Annotated in this window: 11 protein-coding genes; 6 read left to right on the top strand and 5 right to left on the bottom strand. The window is 70.4% G+C overall.

Annotated features, from left to right (window positions below; all coding sequences use genetic code 11):
* From AB0N07_RS34660 to AB0N07_RS34650, 3 genes are all read left to right on the top strand, one after another.
* Positions 1 to 1,153, top strand: a 1,153-nt coding sequence (locus AB0N07_RS34660; protein ID WP_365842002.1) for an AMP-binding protein, incomplete at its 5' end; no start/stop codon positions are given.
* Between the two features lie 175 nt (positions 1,154 to 1,328).
* A complete protein-coding gene (locus AB0N07_RS34655; protein WP_365842000.1) occupies positions 1,329 to 3,326 on the top strand; it encodes a sulfatase in 1,998 nt (665 codons plus the stop codon).
* 50 nt (positions 3,327 to 3,376) lie between these two features.
* A complete protein-coding gene (locus tag AB0N07_RS34650) occupies positions 3,377 to 3,547 on the top strand; it encodes a hypothetical protein (RefSeq protein WP_365841998.1) in 171 nt (56 codons plus the stop codon).
* A gap of 18 nt (positions 3,548 to 3,565) precedes the next feature.
* On the opposite strand, the gene AB0N07_RS34645 is transcribed toward AB0N07_RS34650, so the two are convergent.
* Positions 3,566 to 4,339 carry a helix-turn-helix domain-containing protein gene (locus AB0N07_RS34645; protein WP_365841996.1) on the bottom strand — a complete coding sequence of 258 codons (774 nt, stop codon included), beginning with the start codon at positions 4,337 to 4,339 and terminating at the stop codon, positions 3,566 to 3,568.
* Positions 4,336 to 5,082 carry a peptidoglycan-binding protein gene (locus tag AB0N07_RS34640; protein WP_365841994.1) on the bottom strand — a complete coding sequence of 249 codons (747 nt, stop codon included), beginning with the start codon at positions 5,080 to 5,082 and terminating at the stop codon, positions 4,336 to 4,338. Before AB0N07_RS34640 ends, AB0N07_RS34645 begins: the two co-directional genes overlap by 4 nt.
* Before the next feature lie 326 nt (positions 5,083 to 5,408).
* Between AB0N07_RS34640 and AB0N07_RS34635 the strand changes: the two genes are divergently transcribed.
* Entirely contained in the window at positions 5,409 to 5,786 is a 378-nt protein-coding gene (locus AB0N07_RS34635; protein ID WP_365841992.1) for a peptidoglycan-binding domain-containing protein, read from the top strand.
* A 131-nt stretch (positions 5,787 to 5,917) separates the two neighbouring features.
* Here the strand turns inward: AB0N07_RS34635 and AB0N07_RS34630 are convergent, their stop codons facing one another.
* Entirely contained in the window at positions 5,918 to 6,775 is an 858-nt protein-coding gene (locus AB0N07_RS34630; RefSeq protein WP_365841990.1) for an alpha/beta hydrolase, read from the bottom strand.
* Positions 6,776 to 6,948: 173 nt separating this feature from the next.
* Here AB0N07_RS34630 and paaK point away from each other — a divergent pair, with 173 nt between their 5' ends.
* Entirely contained in the window at positions 6,949 to 8,238 is a 1,290-nt protein-coding gene (gene paaK, locus AB0N07_RS34625; protein ID WP_365841988.1) for a phenylacetate--CoA ligase PaaK, read from the top strand.
* A 23-nt stretch (positions 8,239 to 8,261) separates the two neighbouring features.
* Here paaK and AB0N07_RS34620 read toward each other — a convergent pair whose 3' ends face one another.
* On the bottom strand, positions 8,262 to 8,930 hold the full coding sequence (locus AB0N07_RS34620; protein ID WP_365841986.1) for a Type 1 glutamine amidotransferase-like domain-containing protein: 669 nt from the start codon (positions 8,928 to 8,930) through the stop codon (positions 8,262 to 8,264).
* Positions 8,931 to 9,128: 198 nt separating this feature from the next.
* Between AB0N07_RS34620 and AB0N07_RS34615 the strand changes: the two genes are divergently transcribed.
* Positions 9,129 to 9,833 (top strand): DinB family protein, encoded by a 705-nt coding sequence (locus tag AB0N07_RS34615; protein WP_365841983.1) that lies wholly within the window; start codon positions 9,129 to 9,131, stop codon positions 9,831 to 9,833.
* On the opposite strand, the gene AB0N07_RS34610 is transcribed toward AB0N07_RS34615, so the two are convergent.
* A complete protein-coding gene (locus tag AB0N07_RS34610; protein ID WP_365841981.1) occupies positions 9,830 to 11,326 on the bottom strand; it encodes an acyl-CoA synthetase in 1,497 nt (498 codons plus the stop codon). The genes AB0N07_RS34615 and AB0N07_RS34610 overlap by 4 nt on opposite strands.
* Positions 11,327 to 11,417: the final 91 nt, after the last annotated feature.

The raw sequence follows: 11,417 nt of genomic DNA, 5'->3' as shown, positions 1-11,417 counted from the left end.
GCGGTCGGGGTCGCCACGGAGGCGATGGCTGGCGCGCTCCGGCGACGACCAGTTCATCATCTACACCGGCGGCACCACCGGGATGCCCAAGGGCGTGATGTGGCGTCAGGAGGACCTGTTCTTCTCCGGTCTGGGCGGGGGCGCGCCCACCGGTGAGCCGGTCAGGAAGCCGCAGGAGCTCGCCGAGCGCGTCGCGGCCGGCGGCTCCGGGATCACCTTCTTCCCCACTCCCCCGCTGATGCACGGCACCTCCACCCTCACCTCCTTGATCGGCTTCAACTTCGGGCAACGAGTCGTGATCCACCGTAAGTTCGTGCCCGAGGAAGTGCTGCGGACGATCGAGAAGGAGAAGGTCACCAGCATCTCGCTGGTCGGCGACGCGATGCTGCGACCGCTGATCGACACCCTGGCCGGACCCATGAAGGGCACGGACTGCTCGTCGGTGTTCAGCGTGTCCTCGTCCGGCGCGGTGCTCTCCGAGACGGTACGCCGGCAGTTCCAGGAACTGCTTCCGAACGCGATGCTGCTCAACAACTACGGCTCGTCCGAATCCGGCTTCAACGGCACGGCGACGGCCGATTCCGGGGCCGGGCAGTCCTTCCGCATCCGCGTCAACTCCCGTACACAGGTGGTCGACCCGGCCACCCGCGAGCCGGTCGCCGCGGGCGAGGTGGGCCGGGTCGCGCAGTGCGGCCATGTGCCGCTCGGCTACTACAACGACCCGAAGAAGACCGCCGAGACCTTCTTCGAGAAGGACGGCGAGCGGTGGGTGCTGCTCGGCGACATGGGCACGGTGGACGAGCAGGGCGTGGTAACGGTCCTCGGCCGTGGCTCGCAGTGCATCAACACCGGGGGCGAGAAGGTGTACCCGGAGGAGGTCGAACAGGCCCTGAAGTCCCACCCCGACGTGTACGACGCGCTGGTGGCCGGGGTGCCGGACGCGAAGTGGGGCCATCACGTGGCGGCGGTGGTGCAACTGCGCGAGGGCGCGCCACGGCCTTCGCTTCAGGACGTGCAGTCCTACTGCCGTACCCATCTCGCCGGTTACAAGATCCCGCGGCAACTGGTGATCGCCGAGGCGATACGGCGGTCGCCCAGCGGCAAGGCCGACTACCGGTGGGCCCGGGAGGTGGCGATCGCGGCGGACCGCTAGGCGGAAGCCCGGGGCCCCGCGGTGGGTCGGCCGGGGCGGCGGGCGTACTCTTTGCGCGCGGTTGACCCCAGTGTTTGAACGGAAGGTGGCGTAGGGCCGTACGCGAGGTTGGCGGCTCGGCCCTGCGGGCCCGGTCCGCCGTGCCAGCAGCGGTTTCGCACGGAAGGACCCACGGGTGTCGCACCTCACGCCCCCTCGTCAACTGCCGGAGACGGACGCGGACGCACCGGACAGCACCAGAGCCGAGGAGGCCTCGACCGCTCCTGTGGCGTCCGCCCCGGACCCGGGCACCTCAGGGGACGGGGAGCGGGCGGAGGTGGTGGCGAAGGAGGCCGACGAGTCTGGCGGAGACTCTGCAACGGAGGAGACGGGCGGCGGCGACGGGAGGGAGCCGACCGAGGCCGCCGTCCCGGACGCGGCTTCGCCCGGCGAAGGTTCCGCCGGCAAGAAAGCGGACGCCGCCACGTCCCCGACCACCGACGAGCCCGATCCCACGGGCGCCGCCGCCTCCCCCACCCGCCCCGGCTGGTTCGGCTGGCGCCGTCGTTACCCCCGTACGGCGATTGCCGTACACGTGGGCACGACCGTCCTGGCCGCTGCGCTGGTGTTCGTCGTGCTCCTCGTGCCCAACCGCCTCGACTGGATCACTGTCCAGTCGTTCTTCCGTCTCCCCGTCGAGGCGATCTTCCTCGCGGCCGTCCTGCTCGTGCTGCCGTCGAAGGGGCGGCGGATCACGGCCGTGGCCCTGGGGGCGTTCGTCGGGCTGTCCGCCGTTCTGAAGTGCCTCGACATGGGCTTCCGTCAGACCCTGGCCCGGCCGTTCGACCTGGTCTTCGACTGGGTGCTGCTGAGCGACGGGGCGGACTGGGTGAAGGACTCGTTCGGGCGCTCGGGCGAGGTGCTCGCGGTGGTCGGGGTGATCCTCCTGGTCATCGCCGTGCTCACGTTGAGCGCACTGGCCATGGTGCGGCTTGCCAATGTGCTGGCCCGGCACCGTCCCGTCGCCGTACGCTCCACGCTGGTCCTCGGCGTCGTGTGGATCCTCTGCTTCACCCTGGGCGTGCAGTTCGGTGGTGTCACGCTCGCCACCAATGGCTACGCCCAGTACCTCGCCAACCGTGTGCAGTACGTCCGGGACGGCCTCGGTGACGCCGACGTCTTCAAGAAGCAGATGGCGGTCGACGCCTACGCGAAAACCCCGGCCGGCCAGCTGCTGACCGGGCTGCGCGGCAAGGACGTCATGTTCACCTTCATCGAGAGCTACGGCCGGGTAGCGATCGACGACCCGACGATGGGACCGGAGGTCGACGCGACGCTCAAGGCGGGCGACGCCCGGCTCAAGGCGGCCGGTTTCGCGGCGCGCAGCGGCTGGCTCAGGTCACCCGTGACGGGCGCCGGCAGCTGGCTCGCCCACTCGACGTTCCTGTCCGGACTGTGGATCAAGAACCAGCAGCGGTACCGGACCCTGACCACCAGCGACCGCGCCACCCTGACCAGCTACTTCCAGAAGACCGGCGCGTGGCGCACGGTCGGCATCGTGCCGGGCGTCCGCAAGGCCTGGCCCGAGGGCAAGTACTTCGGCCTCGACCACATCTACGACTCCACGCACCTCGGCTACCAGGGCCCGTACTTCAGCTGGACGCCGGTGCCGGACCAGTTCAGCCTGGAGGCCTTCCAGAAGCTGGAGCACGGCAAGAAGAACCGCGACCCGATCATGGCGGAGATCATCCTGGCCTCCAGCCACAACCCCTGGTCGCCCATCGCCCACATGATCGACTGGAAGGACCTCGGGGACGGCAAGGTCTTCTACAAGATCAAGAAGGAGGGCACGAACCCGACGGAGGTCTGGAAGAGCGCCTCGCGTGTCCGCACCGAGTACCGCAAGGCCATCCAGTACTCCCTGGACAGCCTCACCGAGTGGATGCAGCGCTACGGCGACGACAAGACCGTTCTCGTCTTCCTCGGCGACCACCAGCCCGTCCCGACGGTGACCGGGGGCACCAGCAACCGTGATGTGCCGGTGACGATCGTCGCCCGCGACCCGAAGGTCCTGGACCGCGTCTCGAACTGGGGCTGGACGGACGGGATCAAGCCCGCGGACAACGCCCCGGAGTGGACCATGAACAAGTTCCGGGACCGCTTCATGACGGCATACGGACCGCAGGGCGGGTGAGCCGACCGGCCGGGGACGGTTCGGATCACCGGCCCTGAAGGGGACCCCACATGCACACAGCGTTCCGCCTGGACGCGGGCGTCGGTGGCGGAACGGGGCCGGCCGGCTTCGAGGTGGCGGGTGGTGTCGGACTCACCGTCCTCGCGCAGAGCCTGATGGGCGGTCATGTGGTGCTGCGGCCGCGTCGAAGCGCTGCCGCGGCCGGAGTGCGCAAGCGGTGACACCGGCCGCCGCGCTGCTCACCTGCCGGTGAAACACATGGGCCGACCGTCGGCCGGGATCAGGCAGACGCGGGCGTCGCCCGGGTCGTGCGGCGGTGTCAGAGCCGTCATCGGGGTTGCCAGGTAGGCGTTGCTCTCCTTCTCGGTGTCGACGTGGATCTCCTTGCGGGGTGCGCCTGGCAGGGTGAGTTCGACCCGGTCGCCGAGGTGGAGACGGCTGGCGCGGGCCCAGATGGCGTGGCATGCGGTGCCGTTGCGCAGCTGCACTCTGCGTCCGTCGGCGGCGGTGCGTGCCGCCAGGGTCCTGACCATCTGCTGGCCGCTGCATCCCATGTCGATGGGGTTCTTCCCCTCGCAGGTACGGCCCGAGCAGCCGGGGCCGGGCGTGAACGTCGCCGGGGCGGTGCGCGGTGTCGCCGCTGAAGACCCGTACGGCCCGGTGAGCAGTAGGGCTGTCACGGTGGCCGCCGCCAACCCGGCCACCGCGCCCCACACGTAAGGGAAGCGATGGACGCTCCGGCGCTCGGCAGGCGGCTCGGGTGTCGCCCGGGCCCGCCCGCTCCAGCGGGCGTCGGCCAGCTCCCACAACGCCAGCAGCCGTTCGGGCCGTACGCCCGCCACCTCGCACAGGGCCTCCACCGCGCGGCGGGGCACCGGCTGCGTACCTGCCAGATAGCGCGCCCAGGAGGACTTGCTGTACGGGGTTCGCCGGGCCAGCTGGGCCAGGCTCAGCCCGGCCGCGGCGCGCACCTCGCGCATACTCCCGGCCAGTTGTGCCGTCTCCGGGCTCATGTGCGCAGCTTCTTCCAGGTGTCGGGGCCGACGATGCCGTCCGGCGCGAGTCCGTACCGTTTCTGGAAGGCGAGCGCGGCACGCCCGGTCTTCTCGCCGTACACCCCGTCGACCCTTCCGCCGTCGAACCCGTGCCGTCTCAGCAGGCACTGCGCCTCCACCACGTCCCAGCCGGTGCTGCCCCGGTCCAGGAGCACCTCGCTGCTGGTGGAGTAGCCCGCGGTGACGACGCCGTGCTCGCGCCGGACCCGGTCGCAGCCGTACGTGGGACCGCTGGGGAAGGCGGAGGCACCGGACGCGGTGTTCTGCGTCGCCCCGCTGCCGTCGTCCCGGTGCCAGGCGGCTCCGCTCAGGAATCCGGCGCCGAACGCCACCAGGACGGCTGCGACCGCGACGGCCGGCAGCGCGTGAGCGGGCCGCCGTGATCGGGGTGTGCGGTGTGGGGGCCGGGGCTCGTCGTCGACGGCCGCCGTTCGCTGTGCCCGTGCCGTCTCGGCGACCTCGTGCAGCACCAGCAGCCGCTCCGCCGGTGCCCCGCAGACTTCGGCGAGTTCCTCGGCGGCGGCGCGCGGCACCGGCTTCTTCCCGTTGAGGTAGCGCTCCCAGGACGAGGAGCTGTACGACGTCCTGGCCGCGAGCGCGGCCAGGCTGAGGCCCGCGCGGTCCTTCAACCGCCGCAGCTGTGCGACGAGTTGCCGCTCCGCGTCGTCCAGCCCGGCGGGCAGTACCTTCCAGCGCGTCATGTCACTTCCCCGTACGCGTGCGCGGTCGCCGTTGTGGAGGAGGACGCGGTTCCTCCGGAGCTGCGGTTGCGGGTCCCGTCCACTGTGACCGCTTCCCGACCCCGCCCACCGTCCCACGGTTTTGTCAGGGGACACGGCGTCCCAGCAGGTCAGCGCGTGGGCCGTGCCACGTGCCACCGGGCCTGCCGCTTCCCCTGGCCCCTGCCGGATCCGGCCGGGCAACGTCGGTGGTGCCACCGAGGGGCACGGCCCGGGAGCCTCCTCCCGTGCCCTCGCATTCCACCGGAAGCGAGACGGCCCCTCAACTCACCGGAAAGGAATCGGCCATGACCATGCGCAGGACCCTCGCACTCGCGACCGTCACCGGAGCGCTCGGCGCCGGCCTGGTGCTGGGCTCGGTCGGCAGCGCCTCCGCGCGGCCCGACGTGCCGAACATCAGCCGTGGCGACACGGGTGTACCCGTGCTGTGCGTCCAGCACGGGTACAACGACTGGGCCAAGCGGACCCATCACCACACGGTCGGCGAGGACCGGATCTTCGGCTCCGGCACCTACAGCGCGGTCCGGCTGTTCCAGGAGAAGTCCGGCCTGCACGTCGACGGCGTCGTCGGCAAGGACACCGGCAACAGCCTCCTGGACAACCTCCAGGGCGACGGCGGCTGGCGCTCCGGCTGCTACGAGCACCTGCCGAGCTCGCACCGCTGAGCGGAGCGGACGTGCGTGGGGCCCTGTCCTCTCGGGGGAGGACAGGGCCCCTCGCACTCTTCACTCCACCTCGAATGTCACGGCAGCCGGCGCATCCCGCAACTCGAGCGGCGCGCTTGCGAGCCGATCTCCTACTCGGTCTGCGACACCTTGGCCTCGTCCCGGTCCAAGAACTGGGCGACCCGCCGTGCGAACCACTCGGGGTCGTCCACCCACGGATAGTGCCCCGCACCTGGCTGGACGGTGAATTCGGCGTGCGGGAATGCATCGGCCGCGGCGCGCGCCAGCTCGGGGCGGGGGCCGCCGTCGAGCTCGCCGGCGAGGACGAGGACCGGTGCGGCCACTCGGGTGAGTGCGGCGGTGGTCGCCGGCGGGTCGTAGGCGCCGTCGGAGCCGTAGACGTCGGCTGCGTCGTCGTTGAACTCGGCGCGGGCATCGTGCTCCGCCGCCGCGTCGTCCCAGCGGCCGTAGAAGAAGGGCGCGAACGCCGGGTCGAAGTCCGTCTTCCCCGCCAGCCACTCCTCGAACGCCGGGAACACGTCCTCGAACCACGGCTCACCGCTCCTCAGGCGGGCCGCGGCCAGCCGGTCCTCGGCACTGGGCTGCCTCCCCAGTGCCCAGGGGGTGCAGGTGACCAGAACCAGCCGCGCCACCCGCTCCGGGTGCCGGGCGGCGTACAGCATCGCCAGACTGCCACCGGCCGAATGGGCGAGCAGGTCCATCCGCTCAAGCCCCAGGTGGGCACGGAGCGCCTCCACGTCGCCCACGAGCCGGTCGCACCGGTAGGTGGCCGGATCCGCCGGTGCCGCGGAGTCGCCGGTGCCGCGCAGGTCGAGCAGGACCAGCCGGCGGTGCGCCGCGAGCCCGCCCAGGTCTCCGAGGTAGGAGGAGGCCTGCATCGGGCCTCCCGGCAGGACGACGAGCGGCTCGCCCTCACCCCGGAGGTGGTAGGCGACCTGGGTCCCGTCGGCTGCGGTGAAGATCGGCATGCGCCGATCTTCCTGTCCCAGGGTCCGATGACGCAACGCAGTTGTGGGGGGCGCCGCAGAAAATACGGGCCGACCTCTTGCCTGCCCCGACGTGGCCTGAATTACTGATCCCGAACAGCTCGACCGAATGATCGGTCGCCCGAATTGATATGATTGGCGAGGGAGACGGCCCCATGGTGGATGCGACGGAGCTGCTGGACCCGGGGGAACGGCTCGACGCCGGGGCGCTGCGGGCGCTGCAGCTGGAGCGGCTGCGGGCCTCGCTGCGGCACGCGTACGAGCACGTCTCCTTCTACGGGGAGTCCTTCGACAAGGCCGGCGTCCACCCGGACGACTGCCGGTCCCTGGCCGACCTGGCCCGTTTCCCGTTCACCACGAAGGCGGACCTGCGCGAGAACTACCCGTACGGCATGTTCGCCGTGGAGCAGGACCGCATCCGCCGCATCCACGCCTCCAGCGGCACCACCGGGCGCCCCACGGTCGTCGGCTACACGGACAACGACCTCTCCCTGTGGGCCGACATGGTGGCCCGCTCGATCCGTGCGGCGGGGGGCAGGCCCGGCGACAAGGTGCATGTGGCATACGGCTACGGGCTGTTCACCGGCGGCCTCGGCGCACATTACGGGGCCGAACGGCTCGGCTGTACGGTCATCCCCGCCTCCGGCGGTATGACGGCCCGCCAGGTCCAGCTGATCCAGGACCTCGAACCGCAGATCATCATGGTGACGCCGTCGTACATGCTCACGCTCCTCGACGAGTTCGAGCGCCAGGGCGTCGATCCGCGCGGCACCTCCCTGCGCGTGGGGATCTTCGGGGCCGAGCCGTGGACCGAGGAGATGCGGCGGGAGATCGAGGAGCGGTTCGCGATCGACGCGGTGGACATATACGGGCTGTCCGAGGTGATCGGCCCCGGGGTTGCGCAGGAGTGCGTGGAGACCAAGGACGGGCTGCACATCTGGGAGGACCACTTCTTCCCGGAGGTCGTCGATCCGATCACCGGTGAGGTGCTCCCGGACGGCGAGGAGGGCGAGCTCGTCTTCACCTCGCTGACCAAGGAGGCGATGCCGATCGTGCGGTACCGCACGCGTGACCTGACACGGCTCCTGCCGGGCACGGCGCGGGTGTTCCGGCGGATGGAGAAGGTCGCCGGGCGCAGCGACGACATGGTGATCCTCCGGGGCGTCAATCTCTTCCCGACACAGATCGAGGAGATCGTGCTGCGCACGCCCGGTGTCGCGCCGCACTTCCAGCTGCGCCTGACCCGGGAGGGCCGTCTCGACGCCCTCACCGTGCGGGCGGAGGCCCGGCCCGACGCCGGACCCGAACTGCGGGAGGCCGCCGCGCAGGCGATCGCGACGTCGGTGAAGGACGGTATCGGGGTGTCGGTCGCGGTGGAGATCGTCGAGCCGGAGTCGCTGGAGCGGTCGGTGGGGAAGATCCGGCGGATCGTGGACCTGCGGTAGCGCGCCGCCGGTTGTGTGTTGCGTCAGGGATGGAACCGCCACCGGCCTTCAGAGATGACATCCACCTTGCTGTCGCTGACGCGGACAGCCGTCTCGTCGTCGATGAAGTAGATCGGGAAGTCCGCCCGCGCAGCGATGCGATCAGCCCAGGCGTCGTCCCGCTCCGGGAAATCCGGCGAGTACAGGTGGGGCTTGAGGTACCAGTCGAAGAGACCGAACGGCGGCTCCACCGTCGTCGCGCCGAGCACGTGGAGGTCCGGGGTGTCCCCGATGACGTCGGCGGAGTGTGCGGTGAGATTGCGGCTGAAGATCATCGATCCGGCGCTGACCCCCACATAGACCCGGCTCTCCAGCGCCTCCAGGAAGCCGTCGGCCAGGCCGTTGCCGGTGATGCTGCGCGCGAGGTGGTAGTGGCTGCCGCCCTCGACATGGATGACGTCGGCGTGGAGCAGCCGGTCGAGGACCAGCTGCCGGGGCAGGCCGTTCAGCTCCAGGACGTCGAACTCCCGCCAGCCGAGGCCGTACAGCCGGTTCATGCCCTCGACGAACCACCCGTGGTCCCCGGGCTCGGCGACTGATGCCGTGGGAACGTACACGATGTTCGCCGATCCGAACGGCTTTCCCAGCATGTCCCGCAGCGCGTCCCGCAGTGTCTCGTTGCGCAGGCCGCTCGCCGTCAGCAGAAGGTTCATCGGGCGAGCCAAGCACGACTGACGGTCGCGCGCAACGAACCCGGGATCCACCCATGCCGTCCTGGCATGCCGCATCGGGGAGAGGCGCTGAAGGGACGCTGCCGGACCTCAGCGTAAATCGCTCGCCCGCCATGAGCCGCGCCGTTAGGATCCGGCCGCACGACGAAGGCGCCACATGCGACCGCGAGGGGAGCCGGTGTGCAGATCCCGGGTGTGCGGACCGACCGTTTGGGCTTGCTCATCGACCAGTTCGACCGCGCCAGGGAGATGGCTCAGGTGCGGCTGACGGGGCTCGGCGACGAGGAGTACCTGTGGGAGCCCGCGCCCGGCGGCTGGTCGATCCGGCGCCGGGGCGAGGCGACGACACCCAGCGCGTTCGGGCCCGGCGAGTGGGTGCTCGACCAGGGTGCCCCGGACATCCCGTCGAACGAGTACGCCGAGGTGGCCCGGCAGGCCGCCTCCGGCATGTCCGTCGCCAAGATAGCCGAGGACTGGAGTGTGAGCGTCGAGCGGGTCCAGGAGGTCCTCGACCACACCGGGCCGGCGGAGCCCGACGAGGTGCCGGTCCCCACCATCGCGTGGCGGCTGGGGCATCTGCACTTCGGTTTCGCGGGCCAATGGGAGTGGACCTTCGGTGAGCGGCGGCAGGAGCCCAAGCTGCTGGTCGACTTCACTCCTTCCGCCTCGCGGGCCCTGGAACGGTTCTGGGCGCTGATCGACCGCTGGCGGGACAGCGTCGCCGCGATGACCGACGAGCAACTCGACACGGTCGGCTTCTCGCAGTATCCGTACGGCTCCGACCCCGACGAACCGTTCATCAGGGTGCTGTGGGGGTCCAATCTCGAGTTCATCCACCACATGGCCGAGATCGCCCTGCTGCGTGACCTGTGGCGGTCGCGCTAGCCGGAGAAGCGGTCCCGCAGTTCCCTCTTGAGGATCTTCCCGCTGGCGTTGCGTGGCAGCTCCGTGACGAACTCCACCCGCTTCGGTGCCTTGAAGTGGGGGAGCTTCTCGCGGGCGTGGGCGATCAGCTGGTCCTCGGTCACCTCGCCGCGCGGGACGACGACCGCGGTGACTGCCTCGATCCAGTGTTCGTCGGGCAGGCCGATCACGGCCACCTCGGCGACGGACTCGTGGCCGTAGAGGGCGTCCTCGACCTGACGTGAAGCGACCAGTACGCCACCGGAGTTGATGACGTCCTTCACGCGGTCGACGATCGTGTAGTAGCCGTGGGCGTCCCGTACCGCCAGGTCACCGGAGTGGAACCAGCCGTCGCGGAAGGCGTCGGCGGTCTCCTCGGGCTTGTCCCAGTAGCCCTCGCACAACTGCGGGGAGCGGTAGACGATTTCGCCGGGTGTGCCGTCGGGGACGTCCTTGCCGTCCTCGTCGACCACACGGGCGTCGACGAAGAGGACGGGGCGGCCGCAGGAGTCCATGCGCCCCTTGTGTTCCTCGGGTGCCAGGACGGTGGCCAGGGGGCCGATCTCGCTCTGGCCGAAGCAGTTGTAGAAGGCGAGCTTCGGCAGTCGCTCGCGCAGCCGTTCCAGGACGGGCACCGGCATGATCGAGGCGCCGTAGTAGGCCTTGCGGAGTCCGCCGAGGTCTCGGGTGGTGAAGTCGGGGCGGTTGGACAGGCCGATCCACACCGTGGGCGGGGCGAACAGGCTGTCCACGCCTCCGTTTTCGATGAGGTCGAAGAGCCGGTCGCCGTCGGGGGCGTCGAGGATGATGTTGGTGGCGCCGACCGCGAGGTAGGGCAGCAGGAACACATGCATCTGCGCGGAGTGGTAGAGCGGGAGGGAGTGCACGGGGCGGTCGCCGGCGCTGAGGTCGAGGGCGGTGATCGCGCTCAGGTACTCGTGAACCAGGGCGCGGTGCGTCATCATTGCGCCCTTCGGCAGGGCCGTCGTGCCCGATGTGTACAGCAGCTGCACCAGGTCCTCGGTGCGCGGCTCGGGCCCGTCATGGGCGGGGGCCGCAACCAGGCGGGCCAGCAGGGAATCGTCGGCGTCCCGCAGGGGCAACGTCCTTACGTCGTCGGCGAGTCGACCGGTCAGGTCGGGGTCGGTGAGGACCAGCGAACTGCCGGACTGGCCGACGATGTAGGCGAGGTCGTCGCCGGTCAGGTTCTGGTTGACCGGCACATGGACCAGGCCCGCGCGGGCGCAGGCGAGGAAGCCGATCAGATAGGCGTCCGAGTTGTGGCCGTAGGCACCGACGCGGTCGCCGGGGGCGAGCCCCTGCTCGAGCAGGACGCTCGCCGCGCGGGAGACGGCCTCGTCCAGTTCCTCGTACGTCCACCTGCGGTCGCCGTACTGCACCGCGATGCGCGCGGGGGTGCGTCGGGCACTGCGCCGCAGCACCCCGTCAACCGTGCTGCCGTGTCCCTGCGTCATGACTGATGATCCTCGGTGCGTGGCCGGGGCAGGTCAAGCACCCGGGAGGCTCACGCACCCGCCCAACCACTCCTTCCCCTTGTCATGTTGG

Source organism: Streptomyces sp. NPDC051172 (genome assembly GCF_040682555.1).
Taxonomy (GTDB): Bacteria; Actinomycetota; Actinomycetes; order Streptomycetales; family Streptomycetaceae; genus Streptomyces.
Note: the sequence above shows the minus strand (reverse complement) of the source record. Positions and strands in the feature narration are given on the sequence as shown.

What these genes read in the sequence shown, in the direction of transcription:
- AB0N07_RS34650 (WP_365841998.1), top strand. Translation starts at nt 3,377, where the DNA reads ATGCACACAGCGTTCCGCCTGGACGCGGGCGTCGGTGGCGGAACGGGG.
- AB0N07_RS34645 (WP_365841996.1), bottom strand. Translation starts at nt 4,339, where the DNA reads ATGAGCCCGGAGACGGCACAACTGGCCGGGAGTATGCGCGAGGTGCGC.
- AB0N07_RS34640 (WP_365841994.1), bottom strand. Translation starts at nt 5,082, where the DNA reads ATGACGCGCTGGAAGGTACTGCCCGCCGGGCTGGACGACGCGGAGCGG.
- AB0N07_RS34635 (WP_365841992.1), top strand. Translation starts at nt 5,409, where the DNA reads ATGACCATGCGCAGGACCCTCGCACTCGCGACCGTCACCGGAGCGCTC.
- AB0N07_RS34630 (WP_365841990.1), bottom strand. Translation starts at nt 6,775, where the DNA reads ATGCCGATCTTCACCGCAGCCGACGGGACCCAGGTCGCCTACCACCTC.
- paaK (WP_365841988.1), top strand. Translation starts at nt 6,949, where the DNA reads ATGGTGGATGCGACGGAGCTGCTGGACCCGGGGGAACGGCTCGACGCC.
- AB0N07_RS34620 (WP_365841986.1), bottom strand. Translation starts at nt 8,930, where the DNA reads ATGAACCTTCTGCTGACGGCGAGCGGCCTGCGCAACGAGACACTGCGG.
- AB0N07_RS34610 (WP_365841981.1), bottom strand. Translation starts at nt 11,326, where the DNA reads ATGACGCAGGGACACGGCAGCACGGTTGACGGGGTGCTGCGGCGCAGT.